22 protein-coding genes are annotated in these 25060 nt (G+C 41.4%); 3 read left to right on the plus strand and 19 right to left on the minus strand.

What is annotated here, in order from left to right; all coding sequences use genetic code 11:
- Positions 1–188: 188 nt before the first annotated feature.
- The gene (locus tag H8S37_RS09295) at positions 189–551 is read right to left on the minus strand and encodes a hypothetical protein (RefSeq protein WP_186875686.1); all 363 of its coding nucleotides are present in this window, start codon (positions 549–551) and stop codon (positions 189–191) included.
- The gene (locus H8S37_RS09300) at positions 502–996 is read right to left on the minus strand and encodes an ISAs1 family transposase (protein ID WP_186875820.1); all 495 of its coding nucleotides are present in this window, start codon (positions 994–996) and stop codon (positions 502–504) included. The genes H8S37_RS09295 and H8S37_RS09300 overlap by 50 nt, the downstream gene beginning before the upstream one ends.
- A gap of 89 nt (positions 997–1085) precedes the next feature.
- Between H8S37_RS09300 and H8S37_RS09305 the strand changes: the two genes are divergently transcribed.
- Both H8S37_RS09305 and malQ read left to right on the plus strand, forming a co-directional pair.
- Positions 1086–3338 carry a glycogen/starch/alpha-glucan phosphorylase gene (locus tag H8S37_RS09305; RefSeq protein WP_186875821.1) on the plus strand — a complete coding sequence of 751 codons (2253 nt, stop codon included), beginning with the start codon at positions 1086–1088 and terminating at the stop codon, positions 3336–3338.
- Positions 3339–3373: 35 nt separating this feature from the next.
- Positions 3374–4858, plus strand: coding sequence for a 4-alpha-glucanotransferase (malQ, locus tag H8S37_RS09310; RefSeq protein ID WP_186875687.1), 1485 nt, complete (start codon positions 3374–3376; stop codon positions 4856–4858).
- Between the two features lie 310 nt (positions 4859–5168).
- Here the strand turns inward: malQ and H8S37_RS09315 are convergent, their stop codons facing one another.
- From H8S37_RS09315 to H8S37_RS09350, 8 genes are all read right to left on the minus strand, one after another.
- Positions 5169–6077: an ABC transporter permease gene (locus tag H8S37_RS09315; protein ID WP_408631371.1), complete on the minus strand. Its 909-nt coding sequence runs from the start codon at positions 6075–6077 to the stop codon at positions 5169–5171.
- Between the two features lie 67 nt (positions 6078–6144).
- A complete protein-coding gene (locus H8S37_RS09320; RefSeq protein WP_186875688.1) occupies positions 6145–7644 on the minus strand; it encodes a sugar ABC transporter ATP-binding protein in 1500 nt (499 codons plus the stop codon).
- Between the two features lie 119 nt (positions 7645–7763).
- A complete protein-coding gene (locus H8S37_RS09325; protein ID WP_186875689.1) occupies positions 7764–8726 on the minus strand; it encodes a substrate-binding domain-containing protein in 963 nt (320 codons plus the stop codon).
- Positions 8727–9686: a 1-phosphofructokinase gene (pfkB, locus tag H8S37_RS09330; RefSeq protein WP_186875690.1), complete on the minus strand. Its 960-nt coding sequence runs from the start codon at positions 9684–9686 to the stop codon at positions 8727–8729.
- On the minus strand, positions 9679–10311 hold the full coding sequence (gene dhaL, locus H8S37_RS09335) for a dihydroxyacetone kinase subunit DhaL (RefSeq protein ID WP_186875691.1): 633 nt from the start codon (positions 10309–10311) through the stop codon (positions 9679–9681). The genes pfkB and dhaL overlap by 8 nt, the downstream gene beginning before the upstream one ends.
- On the minus strand, positions 10308–11318 hold the full coding sequence (locus tag H8S37_RS09340; protein WP_186875692.1) for a dihydroxyacetone kinase subunit DhaK: 1011 nt from the start codon (positions 11316–11318) through the stop codon (positions 10308–10310). The genes dhaL and H8S37_RS09340 overlap by 4 nt, the downstream gene beginning before the upstream one ends.
- A 20-nt stretch (positions 11319–11338) precedes the next feature.
- Complete coding sequence (locus tag H8S37_RS09345; protein ID WP_186875693.1) at positions 11339–12226, minus strand: class II fructose-bisphosphate aldolase; 888 nt, start codon at positions 12224–12226, stop codon at positions 11339–11341.
- A gap of 23 nt (positions 12227–12249) precedes the next feature.
- Positions 12250–13140 (minus strand): MurR/RpiR family transcriptional regulator, encoded by an 891-nt coding sequence (locus tag H8S37_RS09350; RefSeq protein WP_186875694.1) that lies wholly within the window; start codon positions 13138–13140, stop codon positions 12250–12252.
- Between the two features lie 390 nt (positions 13141–13530).
- On the opposite strand from H8S37_RS09350, the gene H8S37_RS17740 reads away from it, so the two are divergent.
- Positions 13531–13746 carry a helix-turn-helix domain-containing protein gene (locus H8S37_RS17740; RefSeq protein WP_408631372.1) on the plus strand — a complete coding sequence of 72 codons (216 nt, stop codon included), beginning with the start codon at positions 13531–13533 and terminating at the stop codon, positions 13744–13746.
- A gap of 1 nt (position 13747) precedes the next feature.
- On the opposite strand, the gene phnX is transcribed toward H8S37_RS17740, so the two are convergent.
- The 9 genes from phnX to H8S37_RS09395 form a co-directional block, all read right to left on the minus strand.
- Positions 13748–14515, minus strand: coding sequence for a phosphonoacetaldehyde hydrolase (gene phnX / locus H8S37_RS17275; protein WP_243207102.1), 768 nt, complete (start codon positions 14513–14515; stop codon positions 13748–13750).
- A gap of 45 nt (positions 14516–14560) precedes the next feature.
- Positions 14561–15658 (minus strand): 2-aminoethylphosphonate--pyruvate transaminase, encoded by a 1098-nt coding sequence (locus tag H8S37_RS17280; protein ID WP_243207104.1) that lies wholly within the window; start codon positions 15656–15658, stop codon positions 14561–14563.
- 76 nt (positions 15659–15734) lie between these two features.
- Positions 15735–18419, minus strand: coding sequence for an extracellular solute-binding protein (locus tag H8S37_RS09365; RefSeq protein WP_186875696.1), 2685 nt, complete (start codon positions 18417–18419; stop codon positions 15735–15737).
- Positions 18416–19201 carry an ABC transporter ATP-binding protein gene (locus H8S37_RS09370; protein WP_186875697.1) on the minus strand — a complete coding sequence of 262 codons (786 nt, stop codon included), beginning with the start codon at positions 19199–19201 and terminating at the stop codon, positions 18416–18418. The genes H8S37_RS09365 and H8S37_RS09370 overlap by 4 nt, the downstream gene beginning before the upstream one ends.
- Before the next feature lie 145 nt (positions 19202–19346).
- A complete protein-coding gene (locus tag H8S37_RS09375; RefSeq protein ID WP_186875698.1) occupies positions 19347–20228 on the minus strand; it encodes a MurR/RpiR family transcriptional regulator in 882 nt (293 codons plus the stop codon).
- A gap of 144 nt (positions 20229–20372) precedes the next feature.
- Entirely contained in the window at positions 20373–21602 is a 1230-nt protein-coding gene (locus H8S37_RS09380; RefSeq protein WP_186875699.1) for an LL-diaminopimelate aminotransferase, read from the minus strand.
- A 12-nt stretch (positions 21603–21614) separates the two neighbouring features.
- Positions 21615–22166 (minus strand): ANTAR domain-containing response regulator, encoded by a 552-nt coding sequence (locus tag H8S37_RS09385; protein WP_186875700.1) that lies wholly within the window; start codon positions 22164–22166, stop codon positions 21615–21617.
- Between the two features lie 41 nt (positions 22167–22207).
- A complete protein-coding gene (glnA, locus tag H8S37_RS09390; RefSeq protein WP_186875701.1) occupies positions 22208–23539 on the minus strand; it encodes a type I glutamate--ammonia ligase in 1332 nt (443 codons plus the stop codon).
- A 39-nt stretch (positions 23540–23578) separates the two neighbouring features.
- The gene (locus tag H8S37_RS09395) at positions 23579–25054 is read right to left on the minus strand and encodes a glutamate synthase subunit beta (protein ID WP_186875702.1); all 1476 of its coding nucleotides are present in this window, start codon (positions 25052–25054) and stop codon (positions 23579–23581) included.
- Positions 25055–25060 lie beyond the last annotated feature (6 nt).

A 25060-nucleotide genomic window follows, 5' to 3' on the forward strand; every position in this document is an offset into this window, starting at 1 on the left:
TCAATAATTAACTTTATTTTAATATTATTTTTGTTAAATTATCTGATATCATTCTATCATTTTTGTGAAATATAACAATTTGTTTCTGAAACAAGCTCTCGTTTTTAACAGTAATATGTAACATCCGTCAGTACGACAAACGCATGAATGTGTTTCCAAACTAAACATATAAACAAATTTCAAAAATTTTATAAATCCATTAGCTCTTCCAAATATTTTTCCGGATTTGTTCCAATCGCATACCGCTTCTTTCTCATGCTTAATCGACAATGTCCCACTTCTGCTATCTTTAAGATGTTTAATGCCAGCTTCCTGATAATATTCAGATTATAAGCCGCCTGTTTCTCTAATGTGTGATTCCCATCTTCCCGAAAAGTTACATCCAAATGCCAGTGATAACTTTCTATCATCCAGTGGCCCCTCACTGCTCTCTCTGTCTCGTCTATATCTGTTGCCAGACTGCTGATCTCTCCTCCACTGTCTCTTTCCCTTCTGCTTCTGTTATGGTATTCCCGTTTCTCTATCTTTCCACTTTCTTTTTGTATGCACATTTCTTCTGCAGCTCTTCTTCCGGATTTTCTTTACTATGGCTGTCTGCGTCCCCATGACATCTGTTGTTATAATGGTCCCCTTGATATTCAGGCTGTCTAATAATTCAGGAATTGCTGTAATCTCATTCGTTTTTTCTTCCACCCGCGTTTGTCCCAGGCAGAACCCTCTTTCATCGACTGCGCTGACAATATGGTTTCCCTTCTGGTTTTTATTTCCATTCCCTCTCTGCGTTTTGCCGTCAATCGCAAGCAGGCGCTTTATTTTCTTTCCCTCTTCACTGTTTAACAACTCATTCCATCTTTTCTGGAAATTCTCTAAAAATTCGGAGGGTACTATAGCGAACACTCTCTGGATCGTATCATGCGAAGGGAGCCCATGAGGAAGTTCCAGATATTTGTTCTTTCGTGCGTTTATCGTGGGCTCCCTCTGTACACTGACGCTGATATTATGTTAAAATAAAAAAGCATACTTAAAAACTTTTTGCATAAATCATATAAAACTACAAGTACGTCATTTATGAAAGGAGTTTTATGATGAATATAAAAGAGCTGCTGACGAAACATCTTGGAAAATCTATTTCACAAGCCTCTGATGGAGAGACATACCGCGCACTTCTTATAGTTGTAAAAGAATTGTCCGCGCAGAAGGAGCAGCAAGGCGGCAAGAAAAAGCTGTATTATATTTCCGCCGAGTTTCTTATCGGTAAACTGCTCTCTGATAACCTAATCAATCTTGGAATTTATGAAGAAACAAAAAAAGTTCTCGCACAGGAAGGAAAAAGCTTAAGCAAAATCGAAGAAATGGAACCGGAACCGTCCCTCGGGAACGGTGGTCTTGGACGTCTCGCCGCATGTTTTCTGGACTCTATCGCTACACTTGGGCTTAACGGAGACGGAATCGGATTAAATTACCACCTGGGGCTTTTCAGGCAAACCTTTGAAAACACACTGCAAAAAGAACTTCCCAACCCCTGGATCGAAAAAGAAAGCTGGCTGCACAAAACCGCTGTCAGCTACCCGGTAGAGTTCGGCAATTTTACTTTACATTCCAGAATGTATGATATTGCTGTCACCGGATATGAAAATCGTACAAATAAACTGCATCTTTTTGATGCAGATACCGTAGATGAAACGATTGTAAAAGACGGAATTGACTTTGACAAAGAGGATGTAGAACGAAACCTTACACTTTTCCTCTACCCGGACGACAGTGACGAAAAGGGGCGGCTTCTTCGGATTTACCAGCAATATTTTATGGTGAGCTGTGCCGCACAGTTCATTTTAGACGAGTGTATATCCAAAGGCTGTACTCTGTACGATCTTGCGGACTATGCAGTCATACAGATTAACGATACACACCCTACTATGATCATTCCTGAACTGATCCGTCTTCTGACAAAAAGAGGTCTCGATATGGACACTGCAATCTCTGTCGTAACCCATACATGTGCTTACACGAACCACACGATTCTCGCAGAAGCATTGGAAAAATGGCCTCTTTCCTACCTAAAAAAGGTAGTTCCCCAATTAGTTCCGATTATCGAAATCTTAGATGACAAAGTCAGAAGAAAATTTTCTGATGAAAGCGTAGTAATTATTGACCAAAATGACATTGTTCATATGGCGCATATAGATATTCATTACGGCTTCAGCGTCAACGGTGTCGCAGCCCTTCATACAGAGATATTAAAGAAAAATGAACTGCACAGCTTTTACCAGATATATCCGGAGAAATTCAATAATAAAACAAATGGGATTACCTTCCGAAGATGGCTTATCCACTCCAATCCTTTGCTTACACAGATACTGGATCGTACCATAGGGCAGGGCTATCGTCAGGATGCTGACAGATTAGAAAGCCTTCTGCATTTCAGAACAGACAAAAGTGTATTGCACAGTCTGTTAGAAATGAAACAGGAAAATAAAAGAGCGCTGTGCAATTATCTGGAGCGCACACAGAGTGTCACCCTCAACCCAGATTCTATTTTTGATATGCAGATAAAACGCTTACATGAATATAAACGCCAGCAAATGCACGCACTTTATATTATAGATACATATCTTCAGATAAAATCCGGAAAGAAGCCCTCCACTCCTATTACCGCTATTTTCGGCGCCAAAGCTGCTCCTGCATATGTCATTGCCAAAGATATTATCCATTTAATCTTATGTTTGCAGGAGCTTATCAATCATGATCCGGAAGTCAGCCCATACCTGAAAGTTGTTATGGTAGAAAACTACAATGTGACAAATGCAGAAAAGCTGATTCCTGCCTGCGATATTTCCGAACAGATTTCCCTTGCTTCCAAAGAGGCAAGCGGTACTGGAAATATGAAATTCATGTTGAACGGGGCTGTCACTCTCGGTACAGAAGACGGCGCGAATGTAGAAATCCATGAACGGGTAGGAGATGACAATATTTTCATATTTGGCGCTTCCAGCGACGCAGTTATCCGTCACTATGCTAAGGCAGACTATGTTTCGAAAGACTACTATGAAAACGATAAGGAAATCAAAGCTGCTGTCGATTTCATAACCAGCAAAGAACTACTTTCTATTGGAAAGGAAGAAAACTTAGCCCGCCTGAAAAAAGAACTGATCGGCAAAGACTGGTTTATGACGCTGCTCGATTTTCAGGCTTATAAGGCAAAAAAAGAAGAAGCATTCAAAGCTTATGAAAACAGACTGGCCTGGGCCGAAAAAATGCTTGTAAATATTGCCAGCGCAGGCTTCTTTTCGTCTGACCGTACAATAAAAGAATACAATCGTGACATTTGGAAACTATAGCACACACGCTAAAGATATAGAAGGGAGGAGAAGTTATGAGAGCAAGCGGCATTTTACTGCCTGTTTTTTCACTGCCGTCCAAATACGGAATTGGCTGCTTTTCTAAGGAAGCATATACATTTATTGACCAGTTAAAAGAGGCTGGGCAAAGCCGCTGGCAGATTCTGCCTCTTGGGCCGACCGGCTATGGAGACTCGCCCTATCAGTCGTTCTCTACTTTTGCGGGAAATCCTTACTTTATAGACTTAAAAACGCTCATAAAAGAGGAGCTTCTTACCAAAAAAGAGTGTGCGGCATTTGATTTCGGAAATGCCTCCGACTCTATTGACTATGAAAAATTATACCTTTCCCGCTTTAAGCTGCTGCGTAAAGCCTATAAACGTTTTCATCCCAATGGAGACTATAAGAAGTTCATCGCCCAAAACGACTGGTGGCTTTCTGATTACGCACTTTACATGGCAGTCAAAGACGCGCACGACGGAAAACCTTGGTTTTCCTGGGAAAAAGGATTACGTGACCGCAATACAGACGCACTTGCCCTTGCAGAAGAATCCCTGTATGACGAAATAAATTTTTACCGTTTCCAGCAGTTTGAATTTGATAAACAGTGGAGCCGTCTGAAATCCTACGCCAATAAAAATGGGATTCAGATCATTGGAGATCTCCCTATCTATGTGGCTTTTGACAGCGCAGATACCTGGGCGTCCCCAAACTTATTCCAATTCGATGAAAACCACAATCCTACTCATGTTGCCGGCTGTCCTCCAGATGCGTTCTCCGCCACCGGACAGCTCTGGGGCAATCCACTTTATGACTGGGATTATCATAAAAAAACGGATTACGAATGGTGGCTTCGCCGTATTTCTTATAGTTTTAAATTATATGATATTGTACGCATCGATCATTTTCGCGGATTTGATGAATACTATGCGATTCCTTTTGGCGATAAAACAGCAGAGCACGGCAAATGGATGCCGGGCCCTGGAATAGATTTTTTCCATACTATAGAAAGAAATTTAGGTAACCTGAATATCATTGCAGAAGATTTAGGATTTCTTACCGACAGTGTTTTAAAACTGTTAAAGGACAGCGGCTTCCCGGGTATGAAAGTGATTCAGTTTGCGTTTGACAACCGAGAATCCTCCAATTACCTGCCCCACACGTATTCTGCTAACTGTGTCGTATATACAGGCACACACGACAACGACACAACCCGCGGATGGTATCACCACATCCCAAAAGAATGTCGGGATTTTGCAAAAGAGTACCTGCACAAGCCCCTTCTTGATGAGGACAGTCTGTCTTGGGACTTTATTGCAATGGCAATGGGCAGTGTCGCTGATCTGTGCGTTATCCCCATTCAGGATTATCTTTGCCTCGACACACATGCCCGTATTAACACACCTTCTACTTTAGGTGGAAACTGGACATGGCGGCTTGGCAAAGGCCAGATAACAAAAAAACTCGTCAAAAAAATAAAAAATATCACAAAACTTTATGGACGATTGCCTGGAAAATAAAAATTTAACGAAGTAACAAGCAATGCGAAAAGAACAGGAATACTCTGTGTCATGCTTACATGTAAACAGAGTTCTGCCTTCTTCTTTTCATTCGGCGACTGCTGATAGCGAAATGGAGCTATGCGGAATTGAGCTAGCACTACGGAATTTGGCAAAAAGGCCGTGTTAAAGAGATATTTTGTATCGTTCGTCAGGGCTTCGCCGAAATACGTGGCAGTGTGAAGCCAATCCCGCTCTGTTTGAAATGATAAACTTAAGCTAACGAACGTTGCAGTACACGCCCTCTTGCGCATCCCTTTTGTCAATTTCCTTACTTCCTATACTGATCTATGATAACAGCTATAAGTATAATAATTCCCATTGCAACTGTCTGCCAATAGGATGAAACTCCCAGAAGACTTAGGGTATTATTTATAATCCCTATCACAAACAGACCAAATATTGTTTGTACGATCCCACCTCGGCCTCCTGCCATACTGGTTCCACCCATGGCTACTGCAGCAATCGCGTTCAGTTCATATCCCTGCGCCGCTGTCGCCTGTCCATTCTGAAGTTTAGATGCTAGAACCAAACCACCCAGTGCTGAGAGAAAACCTGATATAATATAGACGCTGAATCGTATTTTCATAACACTGATTCCTGTCAATTTAGAAACCTCCTGATTACTTCCCACGGCATAGATATGTCTTCCATATGCTGTTTTAGATAAAATAATATAAGCGATCATTAAAACGATTACCATGAGTATAATTGATACCGGAATTGGCCCTATTTTTCTCAGTCCAACAAACCCAAAACTTTCTGGAAGTCCAAAAACCGGTTTTGCATCTGTTGCTACATAGGCAAGTCCTCTGGCCACATTCATCATAGCAAGCGTAGCAATAAATGGAGGGACATTCAGCTTTGCAATACAGAATCCGTTTATACATCCACAAATACCACCTATTACTAATGATGTAAGTAAAATCATAACAAGAGAAACCGCTACGCCTGCATCTGGCATTAACTTAATCACAGAAGCTCCTACTACCCCAGCCAACGCCGCTACTGAACCTACAGACAGGTCAATACCATCAGACAAAATTACGAACGTCATTCCACACGCAATCAATGCATTGATTGAAATTTGGATTAAGACATTTAGAATATTGCCTGTTGTCGCAAACCTCGGTACAAATACCATAGATATCACAAATAAAAGAATTAAGAAAAATAACATAGTGTTATTTTTTATAAAATTTCTGCTCTGTACCATCATTTTCTTATTATTCATATCCTTGCGCCCCCTATTCACTGCCTACACTTGCCAGAGACATTACAATTTCTTCCGCTGCATCCTCTTCATCAACAAACCCTGCCACTTTCCCTTCTCGCATTACCATAATTCTATTTGCCACTCCTAAAATTTCTGGTAGTTCTGATGAAACCATAATAATACTTCCGCCATTTTCTACAAATTCTTTCATCAACGCATATATTTCTGATTTTGCATTTACATCGATTCCTCTGGTTGGCTCATCCATGATTAGGATCCTGGATTCTGCCAAAAGCCATTTTGCAATAACGACCTTCTGCTGATTCCCGCCGGAAAGATTTTTTACTGCCTCTTTTTCTGATGGCGTTTTTATACTCATTCTCTTTATGTATTCCAAAGAAGCATTTTTTTCCCATTGGAAATCAACAAACCCCTTCCTTGCTCTCTTTGACACAGATGCTAATGACGTATTTTCTTTGACATTCTTCTCCAGTAAGAGCCCCTGCTGCCTTCTATCTTCCGGAATAAGACCAACTCCTCTTCTGATGACATCACCCGGGCTTTTTGCATGATATGCTTTTCCGTAAAGCCGACATTCTCCATAATCTGGTTTTTCTGCTCCGAACACAGTTCTCATAACTTCTGTACGTCCGGCCCCTATCAACCCCGCAACTCCTAATATTTCACCTTTATATAACTGAAAAGAAACGTCTTCAAATTCTCCTTTTCTCGTTAAATGTGAAACATCCAGTACTACTTCCTTACTTTTACATCCTCGTGCCTTATAATAATATTGTTTCATTTCCCTGCCAACCATCATTGTTACCATTTGATTTTCTGTTACTTCTGCCACAGGAAGTGTCTTTACCAAAATTCCATCTCTTAGGACTGACAATGTATCCCCTATTTCCATAATTTCTTTCAGACGATGAGAGATATAAATAATCGCTACGTTTTCCTTTCTTAATTTTTGGATTACTTCAAACAGTGCCTTTACTTCATGCTCTGACAAAGATGATGTAGGTTCGTCCATGATAACCATCTCACTGTTTTGTGAGACAGCTCTTATAATTTCTACCATCTGTTTTTCTCCGTTATTTAACTCTCTGATATACGCCTTAGGATTGATATGAATCCCTATCGTATCCATTAGTTTTTGAGCCTCTGCTATCATCTCTGTCTTATTCAAAATTTTTCCAGCTTTTTTAACTTCTCTTCCTAGAAATATATTTTCATAAACCATTAAATCTTCGATTACACTAAGCTCCTGATGTATAACGCTGATTCCTCTTTGCTGCGACTGTTTTATATTTGTAAATCTTACCTGCTCGCCCTTGACAAACACATCTCCTTTATCAGCCTGATATACACCTGATATAATTTTAATAATTGTCGATTTGCCAGCTCCATTTTCTCCCAACAGTACATGTACCTTTCCCGGATAAAACATAATTGAAATGTCCGACAGAACTTTAACTCCCGGAAATTCCTTATATATATGTCGTAATTCTATCAAAGGCCTCTTTTCCATTATGTGTGTTCCTCCTTTTAATGAATGGGGCTGTCCGGTTAATTTAACCGACAGCCTCCTGTTTGGAACTATCTATTTCCCGACATCTCGCCTGGAAATCACATTTGCTTGAAATTATTTTATTCCGCATTTTCTTTGTCAATAATATATGGCTCGATTTTAATTTCTTTTTCCGGAGTACCGCCGTCTAATTTTGTTTTTACAGCTTCTAAAGTTTTCTCCGCAATCGCCGTAGGATCCTGCGCAACATCTGCCACCCAGTTTCCTCCTGCTTTAATCGCTTCTATTCCTTCTGGATTTCCATCGTATCCTATAATCAATGTCTCCTTCCCCGCTGCGTCAATTGAAGACTGCGCTCCAATCGCAGCCGGGTCGCCTACTGCAAATACAACGTCAATATTTTCATGTTTCAAAAGCATATTCTGCATAACATCTGCTGCCTTTTGCTGGTCTCCTGAATAATTTTGGATATCTACAACATTGACCTCTGGAGCATTTTCTGCAAGATAATCTGTAAACCCTTCTTCTCTCTGGATACAAGCCTCTATTTCAGAATAAGTAATAACAGCTACATCTCCTTTTTTGTCAGTAAGAATATTTTCAAGCATATATTCTGCCGCTATCTGTCCACCTTTATAGTTATCTGTCGCTATATGGCTTACTACTTCGCCGTCTGATTCAATATCCATTGTAAATACCGGAATATCTGCCGCATCTGCAAGTTCTACCATAGACTTACTTCCCGCTGAATTTGTCGGACAGATAATAATTGCATCCACATCCTGAGTAATAAAGTCCTGCACCTGGCTGAGCTGCTTATTAGCATCTGCCGCTGCATCCTGTATAATCAATTCCCATCCTAATTCTTCCGCTTTAGTTTCCAGCCCTTTCTGGATATTATTGTAGAAAACATGCGTACAGTTTAGCAAACTAACACCAATTACTTTCTTATTCTCTTCCGTTTTCCCCTTTTCTTCTGTCTTAGAATCTGTTCCCTGTGGCGAACTACATCCAACCATTAATGATAGCACCATAACAAATGTCAATAGGATTCCCATTAATTTTTTACCGAACCTTTTCATTTACTTTATTCCTCCTTCATTTAATTTTTCACTCACCTTTACCAGATTTACGAATTCCAGCATTTCATCTTTCCCACATAATTCTGTTCCTTCATGCAAAAGAGAACCTGTAGCCGCTGCTACCGCATACTTTAAATATTCCTTCTCTCCCACGCCATGTTCTATGGCATAGCAAAAACCTGCTATCATAGAATCTCCGGCCCCTTGTATACCTTTCACTTTTACTGGTATCCCTGCCGCCGTATAAATCTTTTTTTCCGTTACTAAAACTGCTCCTTTACTCCCGCGAGAAACGCAAACATATCTCACCCCTTTCTCAATAATTTTATTCGCCGCCCTAATAATTTCTTCTTCTGTCGAGGATGGCATATGAAATGTCTTTTCCAATTCATCCGCATTTGGTTTAATCAAAAACGGCTTACTTTTCACTGTTTCTTCTAAAAGTCTGCCAGATGCATCGGCAAGCACCCGTATTCCTTTTTTCACTGCCATGTCTGTCAGCCACTTATATATCTCTATAGAAATACCCGGTGGAATACTTCCTGATATAATAAGTATTTTTGTTTCTGTCAAAAGTTCCTCCATCATCTCAAGAAACTTGTTTTGAAAATCCATGCTCACGCGACAACCTTTTCCGTTAAATTCGCTCATAACTTTTTGAGAGGCATCAAATATTTTTATATTTGTCCGCATACTCCCTGGCACTGAAATAAGTCTATCTGGAATTTTATTTTCAGCTAAAAATCCTTTTAGCAGGTCACCATTTTCTAAAAATGTAAACCCAACTGCTATATTTTCTATAGCTAGATTTTTTAATACGACACTCGTATTGATCCCTTTTCCTGAAATATCTTTTCTCGTTCCTATTACATTGTTCGTTCCGCCATATAGTAATTTATCTACTGTTATAGTCAAATCAATACAAGGATTCAATGTAACCGTCACAATTTTTTTATTCATGCACATTCACCCAATCTGCAATTTCCTGGAAAATCAACCATATAGAAGTAGCGCCTGCATCTTGAAGCCCTATTGCATTATCACCAAAATATTTTGCCCGACCAAACTTTGCCCTGTACTTTTTTGTATTCTCCATTCCACTCTCAGCCGCGGCAGCCGCATTTGCAGTACCTTCCTTTAAGCTTAATTTCTTTTCCACACTTTCTTCCAATGCAAACACTGCCGGTTCAAAAGCATCCACCATCGTTTTGTCGCCACATTTTGCCTTTCCTCTCTTTTTCAGTGCCTCTAGAGACTTTCGAAAAATTTCTGCAAAATCCTGAAGTTCGATCTCTGTATGAGGAGTTCTTGAGGTAATCCCACTTATGAAAACAGTTCCGAATAAAACCCCCGATGCTCCTCCCATTGTATCTAGCAAGGTCATACCTATTATTTTAAAAACATCTTCTGCATAATCTATTTTTCGACGTTCTAATTCTTTTTTGACATTTTTAAATCCTAAAGCCATACCTGTACCGTGATCTCCATCCCCAATCTGTAAGTCTATCTTTGTGAGCATATCCTCACTCTGAATAATCTTATCTGCCACTGCAATGAACATATCTTTCAATTCATTTATTTTCATTGCGAGTCACTCCTTTCTCCCACTTTGAAAAACGGAGCATCTGCAGATTTATCATAATACTGTGTTAATTCTTCATCTATTTTCATTACAGTAATAGACAATCCTCCTGCTCCAGGAGTCACAAACAACCGCTCTACTAAAATATCATATAGCTCTATCTTTTTTTCTTTCAGTACATCACAACACTTTCCGGCTATAATACTGAGTTCAATTTGACTTGTCATACTATATCCATTAATCCAGATGACAACCTTATCATATGGTTTTAAATTTAAATCTTCTGACAAACCGTTGATTAGCTTCTCTGCAATACTATCTGCTTCCCCAATCTTTTCCCGTTTAATTCCAGTTTCTCCGTTAAAGCCCATTCCGAACTCCATTTTCCCGTCTTCTAATTCAAAACATTTTTCTCCGTTAACCGGTGAATAAGATGGCGCTGTTGTAACACTAAAAGTTCCTATATTATGATTTGCTTTTTTTAATATCCGTTCTGTTTCATCTAAGGAGTTACCGGCTTCTGTAACAGCTCCTGCTAATTTTGTAAGCAATGCTACTCCACCAATTCCTCTGCGTTCTTCTTTTTCTGCAGTAGATGCAGAAGTTATATCGTCTGTAATGTATATCTGCCTTGTCTCTATTCCTTCCAATTCCGCCAGCTCACTTACAAGTTCAAAATTCAAAACATCCCCTGCATGATTTGTCACAACATAAATAACGCCTTTATCGTGGGGAAGTATTCTAGTTGTCTCAAGAATAGATTTTGCAGGAGGTGCTGTAAAAATATTTCCTACCGCAGCTCCGTCTGCTAATCCTTTTCCTACATATCCTACAGGCCATGGATCCAGGCCGCTTCCTCCCCCTACAATTACAGTAACTTTATCTTTCGGACAAGTTTTCACAACAGCATTGACTCCTGGTACCTTTTTTATAAACCCTCGATTTATTTTTACATACCCATTAATCATATCTTCTACTATTGTTCCAGTTTTATTAACCAGCCTTTTCATTCACTACACCTGCTTTTTGATTATTGTAATGCGAAAATTTTCATAGCTGCCTTCACATTTTCTTTCATTTCTTGGATTGCTAATAATGGAATTTCATGGAAGAATATATTTTCTTCTTTTTCTTTTTTATCCATCGCTTTTTTTACTGCTTTTCCTCCTGCCAATGCCATATAAGTATAGTAATTAATTTTTTTAATGCCGTTTTTAATAGCTTGTCTATATTCTTCTTCTGATAATCCTGAGCCTCCATGCATAACAAATGGAATATCAATTTTTTCTTTTATTTTTGATATTCTTCCCAGATCTAATACTGGTTTTTTTATATAAACACCATGGCTGGTACCAAATGCTATTGCTAATACATCTACCTCTGTCTTTTCCACGAAGTCTTTTGCAATATCCGGATCCGTATATATATCATTAATATTCTGGAAATTATCGGCGCTTTCAATCTCGTCATATGTTTTTTTCTTTCCCATTCCCATATCTGATGTAAAAATATGCCCCAATTCTGCCTCTACAGTAATTCCCATATTATGAGCTAGTTTTACAACTTGACGGGTAATTTTTATATTTTCTTCATAACTTCTTGCAGAAGCATCTATCATTACAGAAGTGCATCCTTCTTTCATTGCCTCCACACAGCTTTCTAATGAAACCCCATGATCAAAGTGGACGCATACCGGAACACAGGATTTTCTTGCAAAATGCAGCATAACTGGCACTATATCCCTAATAGATATGATGTCTTTATGTACCTCTGCATAACTTATAATTACTGGTAACTTCAATTCCTCCGCTGCGCCTACAACTGCTGCTACCGATTCATAATTACAACAGTTAAACGCACCTACTGCATTGCCATTTTTACGGGTATACTCCATAATTTCTTTTAATGATACTAACATATCCTACCTCCTTCTTTTTTTACTTACCCTTTTATATGCTCGCTTTCCAGTTCCTCTGAAATAGCTTCATATACATGCAAAATACGCTCTTCTTCCTGCATTGCCAGCAGCATATAGATGCAATCTGCAATTGTTACCTGCGACACGTTCTCACAAGATGGTTCATAATATTTTCCCATTTCCCCTGCTTCATAATCATACGCACTGAAAATTGTATATTCTGCTTCTTTTGCAAGTGGTGACTGAGCTACACTTGTAATTCCTAATGTTCGCGCCCCTCTTTTTCTGGCTCTTATAATTCCTTCTACTACAGACTTTGTCTTTCCAAAGTTACTGACAGCAATCACAAAATCATCTTTTTCAACCATCGATGTAACAATAACCTGTTCATGTGGATCGCTATATGTCTGTACGTTGTATCCTAATCTGTAAATCCTTGAAAACAGCGCCTCTGTTGTAACCTTTGAGCGTCCTACTCCGAGCATAAGAATTCTCCTAGATTTTCTTATCATCTCAACTGCTTTTTCTATTGTTGGAATGTCCAAATTTTTCCATGTATCATCCAACATTTGAATACTTCTTTGAAAAATAGTTCTACATACCGTTTCACTATTATTCCTCGCTATTTCTCCACTATATTGAAATCGGTTAACAATAGAGTCCGGATGTTCTATTGCATTTCCGTGCGATAATGAAGCCGCTAAAGATAATTGAAATGCTTTAAAATTTTCATATCCCATATAACGTACAAAACGTGTAACCGAAGCATCGCTGACTCCACTTACCTCTGCTAGTTCATGGGAACTTTTCTTCACGGCCTCATTCGGACATCCAATTATATAATCCGCAATTCTTTTCATAGCCGTATTCATTTGTGGATACTGATTTCTTATTTTAATAATTTCAAGTGACATATTTTTCTCCTGTAAACATTTTTATGAAATTTATTTTTATAGTTATTTATTTTCTGTAATTTAATTTCATTATATCCATTTATTCATTTTTGTCAATATAATCCGATAATTTTTCTATTTTTTATACATATTGTATAATTTTTCACTATATTTTATATATTATCATATTATTTTTCAGCATTTTTAATAGTCACTTCTATATTACTAATAAAACATTAATTTTTCTTATATTTAAATAAATGCAGAACTTTTTAAAGAGGAACCCCTCTATCCTTTTCAATAAACAAAATATTAATTAGTTAAGAATATAACTGGAACCCGTCTGAAGAACAAGATATACAAGAAAAGCAATTGACAGGGAGTGATAAATCAGTCCCTGTCAAACAAATATTGAAGAATATAAAGTTTAGCTGTCAATTACATATTTATTATAGCAGTTATATCAAACAAATCCGAATGGAAAATGCCAAAGAACTGCTCAGGTCAAAGCACTTGCAGGTTAAGGAGGTTGCGTCTGCCGTAGGTTATATAGATGCACACCTCTTCTCAAAAACCTTCCGCGAATATACCGGTTTACTGTCCAACGAATATGCCAAACGTTGTTAAACTAGATATACGCCAGTATCCCTCTTATATCTCTTACGACAGCGTCGGCCCCTGCTTCTCTATATTTTTTTTCTGCCGTTTTTAACCGTATTTCTTTTTCTTCCTCGGAAAGGGCCTCAAATTCTGCCTCAGACAGTCCGATTACAGAACTTCCTTCCAGAATCCCCACTGTAAATACTCCTGCATTTTTTCCTTCCAGAATGTCAGATACAGTATCTCCTGCTTTCAAAACCTTGTCTACGGAATCCACCTTCAACGTCTCCATATTCTTAAAAATCATGTACGGATAAGGACGTCCCATCTTCTGGCAGGAATCCGGACTGTACCAGCAGTCCGGGGAATACCCTTGCTTTGCTGCTTCCGGAACTACAATTTCCATCATTACATCTGTATAGCCCGTTGTAGAACCAATTTTAATACCCTTTTCCTTTAATTTTTTTACAGTTTCTACCACATATGGTTTGGGTTTGGCGTACTGTGACAGAATCTTTAGCAGAGCCGGCTCGTAATTTGCATACATTTTATCTGCATCTTCATCTTCCGGTTCGCGTCCGTACTTTTCTATCCAGGCTTTTTTTATTCTGTCCATCTCAAGCATCGTACGTATATGATCCCACTTTAACATTCCCATGGGTTCCCTTACTTCTTCCTGTGTCGGGTTGATTCCCATATCCTGAAATACTTCTGTAAATACCTGTACCGGTGCAAAGCACCCATAATCTACTGTTGTTCCTGCCCAGTCAAAAATAACTGCTTCTATTTTTCCCATTTTCCTTACCTCTCTGCTTTTTACTGTTTTAAAATCATTCTGTCCTTAAACCTCGATACTTGCAAAAAATTCTTTAAATATCCCGCACAGCTTCAGAATATCTTCCTCATAAATCTCTCCGATATTCCCTATACGAAACGTATCTGCATCTGTTACTTTGCCTGGATAAATTGCATATCCTCTCTCCTTGATATACGCATACATCTCCTGGAATGAAAATTTATGATGTTCCGGATAATAGAAGGCTGTAATGATCGGCCCCTGGTGTTCTGCTCCTATATATGTATGAATTCCCATTTCCTCCATCTTTTGGATCAACAGATGATTATTGTCTGCGTAGCGCTTTGCACGTGCCGGAATTCCACCTTCCATCTCCAACTCCTCTAATGCTTTTGCAAACGCCAGTACCGTATGCGTCGGAGAAGTAAATCTCCACTTACCGTCTTTTTCCATTGTTTTCCATTGATCGTACAGATCCAGCGCGAGGCTCCTTGCTTTTCCTTTACTCTCCATCAGTTTTTCCCTATTGCAGATGATAAAGGAGAAGCCTGGTACTCCCTGTATACATTTGTTAGCGCTGCTGACAATAAAGTCAATTCCCAGTTCCCCTACTGGTATTTCCATTCCTCCGAAGCTGGACATCGCATCTACAATCATTGTCTTTCCTGCCGCCTTTACCACCTTTGCAACAGCCGTAATGTCATTTAGAATTCCCGATGTTGTCTCGCTGTGCACCATAGCTACATGTGTGATCGCAGGATCTGCTTCCAGCATTTCTTCCACTTTCTCGGCTGACGGAATCTTATCATATTCTTCTTTATATATGGAATACTTCATTTTCGCGTGCTCTGCAATATCCGCCATTCGTTCCCCGTATGCGCCGTTTGCCACGATCAGTAATTTTTCATCCTCACCGATAACACTTGTAAGTACAGACTCCACGCCGAAGCTTCCGCTTCCCTGCATAAGGACTGCCGTATATTCCTCCTCTGATACATGCGCCAGCTTTAAAAGTTCTTTTCTAATTTTCTGTGTAATCTGTTTATAATCGTCATCCCAAGTACAATGATCTGCCATCATCTCTTTCTTTACTGTATCCGTTGTTGTCAGTGGTCCTGGTGTTAATAATTTGTATTGTATCATTTTTCTTTTCCTCTTTTCTATATTACTATCCCCTGTTGCGGGGGACTTTACTTTTTTACTCCCTGCCTGCAGGGACTCAAGGTTTACAGTCCTCTGAAAACTCCTGATGCTTTTCCAGCAGCTCGGCTGTCAGCGGTTCCGGAAATTTTTTCGGATAAGAAGACTGGTTCTGTGCGTCTGTTTCCTCTCCCTCATATAATGCATTCGGATACGTCTTCTCAAGCTCTGCCCTGGCATTTTTGACAATACACTCTGCCATCTCCATTGCCAGAGGATTTGTCTCCTCTCCTTTGTCTATCACTGCCAATGATTCTGTCAAAGAGAAGTTTCCCTCCAGCGGATCGATATAGTCGATAGGCATACCGTCATTTTTATCCGCCACCGCCTGATGCCGCAGTCCAAATCCAATCGCCACTTCTCCGGAGCGCACTTTTTTTATCGGGCCTGAGCCTGAATCCTCTATATGCGGCCCTGCGTTTTCATAAATGCCCGCCAATATAGCATGTGCTTCTTCTTCCTCATACTCACTTAGCAGCGCCTGTATCAGAAGCCACGCTGTAGAGGAGCTCTTAATATCTGTCACAGAGATTTCCCCCTTATAGACTGGATCTGCCAGATCTTTTATGGATTCCGGCATGGGAAGGTTTAACTGCTCCATCTCCTGCGTATTTACAAAAATAGCGCCTTCCTGTGATGTAACAGGCTTATAATATGCCGGCGTCTCTTCCAGCGTAGGTGCGTCAAATGTCAGATCCAGGAACATTTCATTCGTCTGCTGTGCACTGTCTATATAAAAGGAGCTCATCGTTACCAGATCTGCCTCAATATCCGTACCTTCTGCCATCAGCTTCCCGCCCAGCTCTGAGGTTCCAAATGTCTGCAGCAGATACCTGCCTTCATAACCATTTTCATCCAATGCGTGCTTCATTGCCGTTATTGCCTCGTCATCTGCATTTGAATAAATAATCACTTGTTCCTGCGCCGTATCCTTTCTTGCTCCTGCAAATGACATTCCTCCGGCTATCAGTACCACAAGAGCCATAGCTCCTAATGCAGCCCGCCAGACTCTTTTGCCGGAAACTTCTTTTTCTCCGGTTTTTTCTTTCTTTTTCTTTCTCCACCTTGCAGCCAGACGGAAAATTCCCTTTGCCGCCAGATTGGTACATAAAATACACAATGACAGTACAAATATTTCGTTAAACTCTGCAAAATGCTGTAATTCTTTTATTTTTGTCGTGACAACCATAGTTCTGGCGCCCGCTATAAAGATGACCGCACTGACAGTTACCATTGCATTCACAAAGTAGTAACTGAATACTTCTAAAATTGTAGGCAATGCGTTGGGCGTAACCACCCGAAAAATCGTCTTAAACCAGTTGTCTCCCATCAGCATCGCTGTTGTTTCCCAGGAGTCATTCATTTTCTCCAGAGAATTTTTCATCATCAGATATGGGGTAGAGAAATAATGTACCACATTACACAGGATGAGCAGCAGAAACGTATTCTGTAAAGACGTCCCTGAAAATGTCAACAGAAAGGCGATACCAATCACCATCCCCGGTATGGTGTTTGTCGCCAGGGCAATACTCTCCACCGTATGCTTACAGCTCTTTGACAATTTGCTTCTTGCCGTTACTAACGCGGCACCGTAGGCGATAAGAGAACCCGCGCACGCCGTCAGAACTGCGACAAGCAAAGAATTTTTAAATACACCCGCCAGTATGCTGTCGTCAAATACAGCTTTTACATGTTCCGTCGTAAAGCTTATTTGATATGGCCACTCCTGCACAAAAGGAACGATAAATATGACCGCAAAAATAACCGCTGTCACCGCCAGTACCGCCGTACTTACCACACCGCAGATTCCGTCACGGATCTTATTTCTTGGATTTTCTACAACAGAAATCTTATTGTATCTTACATTATATTTTTCCAGATAATGCAGCAGTGCAATACTGATAACCGAAGGAACGAGCATCACCATTGCAACAACCGCGCCTTTGTTGAAATCTGGAATACTGCCAAGCATCTCGTCATATAATACCGATGCCAGGACTTCATACTGTCCGCCCACAGACGCAGGGATACCAAAGTCCGTAAAGGCAAGGAAAAAGCTTTGTATATAAGAGGCCGCCAGTGTTCCCAGCAGGGGGCGCAATATTGCGATAAAAAATGTTTTGCTTCCCTTGTCTCCCATCAGTTTTGAGACAGTCATAAATTTCTTATCTATATATCCCATTGTGTTGTGGATCAGTAAAAATGCAACAGGAAGCGTATAAATCACATATCCTATCAGCAGGCCCCAAAAACCGTATATATCAAAAAACTGTCTTCCGAATATCCTTGTTATCAGTCCTTGCTTTCCGAAGGAATAAATGAGCGCAAATCCATATGTAATTGTCGGAAGCAGCATGGGCAGAACCGCACCTGTGCGTATTACTTTTTTCAGAATCTCCGGGATATTCGTGTAATGGATACTGTAAGCAAGTAAAAATGCAAGTACAATTGTCACCAATGCGCTTATCCCCGCGGAGCAAAAACTATGCTCCACAGCTGTCCAGAATCCTTTCTGTCCGAACACCTCCGTATAATGTACCCAGAAGTCTCCTCCGGAGCTCTGAAAGGATTTCAGAAGCAGCATCAGAATGGGCGCGGCCAGAAAGAAAACAAATAAAAGAATGACTGCCAGAAATATAAGCTTTAACTCTATATGCGCCTTAATTAATTTTTCAATCCTATATTTCAAAGGTTCCTTTTTCATACCGCCGCCTCGCTCGATACTTCTTTTTTTATCGTTCCATTCCTCTGAAATAATGTAAATATATTGCTCTTTTTGATTTCTAACTGGTTCAGTATAAATTCTTTGATAAATGAGTTTTCCGGTTTATTTATGATTTCCTCCGGTTTCCCAAACTGGGATATTTTCCCTTTGTTGATAATCAAAACTCTGTCCGAAAGTGTCAATGCTTCCTCCGGATCATGTGTGACAATGATAGTCGTCAGATGAAATTCTCTTGCGATCGTCTTGATTCTCTCTTTAATAGACTCCTTGATCACACCATCCAGGGCGCTCAACGGCTCGTCCATCAAAAGAATTTCCGGCTTCATCACCATTGTTCTTGCAAGTGCGACACGCTGTTTTTGTCCTCCCGACAGTTGTTCAATATTTTTCTCCAGGTGTTCCTCCAGATTCAGAAGCCTAATTAAGTCCTCTACTTCCTCCTGGGTAGAAATTCCTGGTTTGTTTTTCAGTCCGTATGTAATATTCTGATAGGCATTCAGATTGGGGAACAATGCATAATCCTGGAAAACAATATTGAATCCTCTTTTCTCCATCGGCACTCTTGTCAAATCTTTTCCATTATAGATCAGCCTGCCGCTGTCAATGTCTGTAATTCCGAGTATCAAATTTAAAAGTGTTGTCTTTCCGCTTCCTGACGGCCCTAAAATAGAAATGATCTCTCCATCTCCAATCGTAAGGCTGATATTATCTAAAATAATTTTTCCGTCAAATGACTTTTTTATGTTTTTCAGTTCGAGCATACTATAAAACCCCTTTCTACAACCGTATCTCGCGTATACAATTATAGAAATCCCTGCTTTTAGAAATCAATCAAATCGCAGTGAAACTTTTGTAAAGGACTTGTAAAGTCAAAAAAAGAAGTTTTGTAGAAATTCTACAAAACTTCTAATTCTCATCATATGCTCTTTCTGCTACTAAATCACTGTTTTTCTTCAGCCTCTTTGACATCCTGCCATAATTTTCATTCAATACCCCGACATACAGCATATCTACCAGAGCAAGCTGGGAAATGCGCGAAAAGATCGTATTTCCGCAAAAGAACTGATGGCTGCTTGTACACAGCAGAATGTCCGCATACTTTGCTATCAAAGCATTATCAAAATTTGTGATCACCATTGTCCTTGCCCCCGCTTTCTTGGCCATCCTCATCATCTCTACTGTGTGTTTGGAATATCCAGAATAAGAGATTCCAATGGCCAGATCCTTCCTTGTCAAATTCCCTGCACTGACACTCTGCAGATAATAATCCGAATACATCCGACAGTTAAGTCCCAGATAGGTAAGCTTCGTCAACAAATCGTTGGCTATACAATTTGAATTTTCCACACTGTATAACACAATATTTTCTGCACCGGAGACAGCCTCTACTGCCTTCTTATATTCCTTCATCTGAATACTTCTAAGTGTCTCTTCAAGCATTTGGACAGAGGTTGTAATGATCTTACCTGGAATCTCTTCAAGGCTTTCCTTCCCCGAAAATGAAAATCCATATAGACTCACATTCTCCTTTTCTTTTCCCGTTTCCTTTTCATAGAGAATTTCTTCCTGCATCATGGCATATTTCAGTTCTTTAAAACCTTTATACCCCGCCGCCTTAACAAATCTTATCACTGTAGGCTGGCTTACACTGGCATTTTTCGCCACTTCCTCGATCAAAAGTTCTTTCGGTTGCCCTGGATACGAAAGTATATACTCTGCCACTTTTTGCTCTGACGGTCGCAGAGCAGCATATATATTTTGAATCCTCTGTTTTACTGTATATTCCATCCCCTTATCCTCACGTAGATTTTCTACCTGTTCTAATCCACTTTCTCTGTATTGCAGTTATATTTGTCCTCTTTTGTTACAAACTTCGATAACTTTCATTTTAAAATTGTTCTGCAAAAAATACAATCCTCTTTTTATATAAATTCACTTCCTAATAGATTCAATCTGCCGGATACGCTCTATAGCCTGTTTTGTCTTTTCTCTGTCACCAAAGGCTGTCAGACGAAAATATCCCTCTCCACAAGCTCCAAACCCTTCTCCCGGCGTTCCCACTACATTCGCTTTCTCTAAAAGATATGCAAAAAATTCCCAGGAACCCATATTTTCCGGCGTTTTCATCCAAATATATGGGGCGTCGATTCCTCCATATACTGTAAAACCGGCTCCTTCCAGGCCTTCTCGGATAATCCGTGCATTTTCCATATAGTAAGACACCTGGGCGGACAATTCCTGTCTTCCTTCGGGCGTGTAAACAGCTTCACCGGCTCTTTGTACCAAATAAGGAGCTCCGTTAAACCGCGTACCTTGACGCCGTTCCCATAAATCCCAAAGCCCCGCGCCATTTCTTTTCAAATTTTTAGGAACTACGGTAAATCCGAGCCGTACGCCCGTAAATCCTGCATTTTTTGAAAAACTGCGGAATTCTATCGCACATTCCGTCGCCCCGTCACATTCGTAAATAGAGTGCGGCAATTCCGGGTTCGAGATATAGGCTTCATAGGCGGCGTCGTAAAGGATGACTGCGCCAATCCGATTCGCGTAATCTACCCACTCCTGAAGCTGCGGTTTCGTAATCGCCGTTCCCGTAGGATTATTGGGAAAGCACAAATAAATCAAATCCGGTATTTCTCTGGGAATCTCCGGTATAAAGCCCCCGCTTTCTGTACAGGGCATATAAATCAGCCCGTCATAGTTTCCGCGCTCCTGATTAAAATTTCCTGTGCGTCCTGCCATCACATTTGTATCCACATAGACCGGATACACCGGATCACAGACGGCCACCCTGTTGTCCGTTCCAAATATCTCCTGTATATTTCCACAGTCGCTTTTCGCGCCGTCGGAAATAAAAAGCTCTTCCGGTGATATTTCGCATCCCCGCGCCCGATAGTCCTGCTCTGAAATAGTATTTCTTAAAAACTCATACCCCTGCTCCGGCGCATATCCGCGGAAGGTTTCTACATTTCCCATCTCCTCCACTGCTTTGTGCAGCGCCTTTAAAATCGCCGGAGCAAGCGGCTGCGTTACATCTCCGATACCAAGCCGTATGATTTCCGCCTCTGGATTTTCTTTCTGATGCGCCGCTACTTTTTTTGCAATCGTTGAAAACAAATAGTTTCCCTGCAGCTTCAAATAATTTTTATTGACTGTTACCATTTTTCTCTCCTCTCAACATTCAGCGTCAATCAGCATTAAAATCATCTGCGCAGTCTCTGCCATATTGACCCCATTGTCCATACTGCATTTCTGAATATAGCGGTATGCCGCTTCCTCTGTCAGATGATTGCGTTCCATCAGGAGACGCTTTGCATTCTGAATGTCCTTAATATCCTTCTCGCTTCTTTCCTCCGTCCTCTTTTTGTCCTTTTTATACCGCCGCTCTACCTGTGTGAGCATCATTTCTACAGTATTTACCAGCTCATATATTTTTAACGGAGTCGCCAGCGCCATGACGCTTCCCTCTGCCTCGCTTACCTTACTTAGCGAGCCGACCAGCAAAAGCTCATAATATTTCGGAATACATTCTGAAAGCTGGGTATAATACATATCCGGAAGCCGGTAGCCGCTGATAATCAAGCCCTTTTCCGCATCGTTCGCCGCAATCAGAGCCGAGGCGGCTGTACCGCAGGGAACGACATTTTCAAACCCATGGCTTATGAGTACTTTGCATATTCGTTTTGCATCTTCAATTTTCGGCAATGCTACAATAACGATACTCACCTTTGCTCCCCGCTTTCTCATGTTCCATAAAATTTATCTGTCTATATCTGATACAGGTACTGGGCAAGCTCCCATTCAGAAACCTGCTTTTCGTAGCTTTTCCATTCTTTCCTCTTGCTCTTTATATAACACTCTAAAAATGGGACTCCCACTACTCCGGCAATCCATTCATCCTGTTCCAGTTCATGCAGCGCCTCGTTTAGCGTTGCCGGAAGGCTCTGGATGCCCTGTTCCAGCTTCTCTTCCTCCGACAGCTCCCTGATACCGACCTTCAGCTCCGACGAGGGCTGTAGGTTTTCTTCTATTCCCTGTATCCCTGCTGCCAGACACAGCGCAAAGACCACATACGGATTTGCCGAAGGATCCGGACTTCTAAGCTCTATCTGGCACTCCCTGCGTCTGTCCTGGCAGACCTTGAGCAGCGCCGTCCTCTGTGTGGAAGACCAGGTAATATCCGACGGAGCTTCAAAGCCCGGCACCAGCCGTTTATAGGAATTTACCAATGGATTAAAAAACGCCGTCATTCCCTTGATATGTGTAAAAATTCCGGCAATAAAGGAATAGGCTTCCCTGCTTAATCCCAGTGCATCCTCACTATCTGCAAAGATATTTTTTCCATTTTTATAGAGCGCCATATTGATATGCATTCCAGATCCATTGACCTCTCCCCTGGGCTTTGGCATAAAGGTAGCGTGAAGCCCATGACGTTTGGCTACTGTGCGCACCGCAACCTTAAAGCTCATAAATTTATCGGCTGTTTCCATAACATCTGCCATTGAAAAATCAATTTCATGCTGTGCCGGAGATATTTCATGGTGGGAAGACTCCACATCATATCCCATCTCCTCCAGGGTCAGCACAATATCTCTTCTTGCATTTTCTCCAAAATCTACCGGACTGAGATCCATGTACCCCGCCTGCTCATGCGTTAAAGTAGTCGGGCGTCCATTGTCATCTGTGTGAAAGAGAAAAAATTCACATTCTGGATTTACCTTAAAGGAATATCCCTTCTCCGCAGCTGCCTTCACCGCCTGTTTCAGAATATACCTTGGACTTCCTTTATGCGGAGTCCCGTCAGCCCTGTAAATATCGCAGATCAGACGCGCCACCTTCCCTTGCTGGGGCCGCCAGGGCAGGATACAGAAGGTATCCGGATCTGGATATAGATACATATCCTCCTCCTCATTCCGATAAAAGCTTTCTATAGACGACGCGTCTATCACACATTCATTGTTCATTGCCTTTTCCAGCCTGCTAAATGGGATTGCTATATTTTTCATGGTACCGAACATATCCGTAAACTGCAGCCGGATAAACTCCACATCCTCCTCTTCCGCCATGCGGAGAATATCATTCTTCGTGTACTTTGCCATAACCACCTGCTCCTTTTTTCTTTCTATTTTATTATAAGCTCAGTAACCCATCAAGTCCCGATCTACGGCTCTGGCAGCATTTCTTCCCTCTGTAATCGCCCATACTACCAGCGATTGTCCCCTGTGCATATCGCCCGCCGTAAATACTCCGGGTACGTTGGTTTCATATTGCTCCGGCTTTGTCAGGACATTCGTCCGGTTATCCGTCTGGACTTGAAAAGCATCTGTCACGTATTTCTCGCTTCCCAGGAAACCGGCGGCAATCAGTACAAGCTGCGCGTCTATCGTTCTTTGTGTTCCCTCCACCGGTGCCATACTGATTCTTCCGCTCTTCTCATCCTTCTTCGGCTCCAGGCTTACAATCTTTGCCTTCTGTACCCTTCCCTTTGAATCCTTCAGAAATTCTGTCACTGTCGTCTGATAAATTCTGGGATCCTTTCCGGAGACGGCGATTGCCTCCTCCTGCCCGTAATCGGTCTTTGAGATTTTGGGCCACTCCGGCCACGGATTTTCCGGCGCGCGGCAGCCCGGCGGCTTTGGCAGCATTTCCAACTGCGTGACCGATTTCGCTCCCAGACGGATCGCCGTTCCCACACAGTCGTTTCCCGTATCTCCGCCGCCAATCACAAGCACATGCAGTCCCTTTGCCGTCACAAAGGCGTTGTCCTTTAAATTCGAGTCCAGCAGACTTTTCGTCACCGCTTTCAAATAATCCACAGCGAAGAAAATATTGTCTGCGTCTCTTCCCGGAACAACAATATCTCTTGGGTTAGAAGCTCCACATGCAAGAATCACCCGGTCGAACTCCTTTTGTAACTGACGCACCTTGATGTCCTTTCCTACATCTGCATTTGCCCGGAAAATCACTCCCTCCTCTTCCATGAGGCGGATTCTCCGTTCAATGATATGCTTATCCAGCTTCATGTTGGGAATCCCATAGCAAAGCAGACCTCCGAAGCGGTCGCTTCTCTCAAATACAGTCACCGTATGTCCTCTGCGGTTTAATTCCTGCGCCGCCGCCAGACCGGAGGGGCCGCTTCCTACAACCGCAATCTTCTTGCCGGTACGCACCGCCGGAAGCTTAGGCTGTACCCATCCGTTTTCCCAGGCAGTCTCGATAATCGCCCGTTCATTTTCCTTCGTGGCAACCGGTTCCCCATTCAGATTACAGGTACACGCCGCCTCGCACAGCGCCGGACATACATGACTGGTGAACTCTGGAAAGCTGTGCGTTTTAGCAAGCCGTTCATAGGCAAGCCTCCACTTTCCTCTGTATACCAGATCGTTCGTCTCCGGTACCAGGTTATGCAGCGGACATCCCGAAACCATTCCTGCAATCTTCATTCCCGACTGACAGAAGGGAACGCCGCAGTCCATACACCTCGCACCCTGCTTTCTCTGCTCCTCCAGGGATAAAGGAGTTTTAAATTCCTGAAAATCCTCGATTCTCTCCTCCGGCTTTTTGCAAGCAGCCTCTTTTCTCTCATATTCTAAAAATCCTGTCGGTTTTCCCATCCGCCT

The sequence above is a fragment of the Mediterraneibacter hominis genome (genome assembly GCF_014287475.1).
Taxonomy (GTDB): Bacteria; Bacillota; Clostridia; order Lachnospirales; family Lachnospiraceae; genus Mediterraneibacter; species Mediterraneibacter hominis.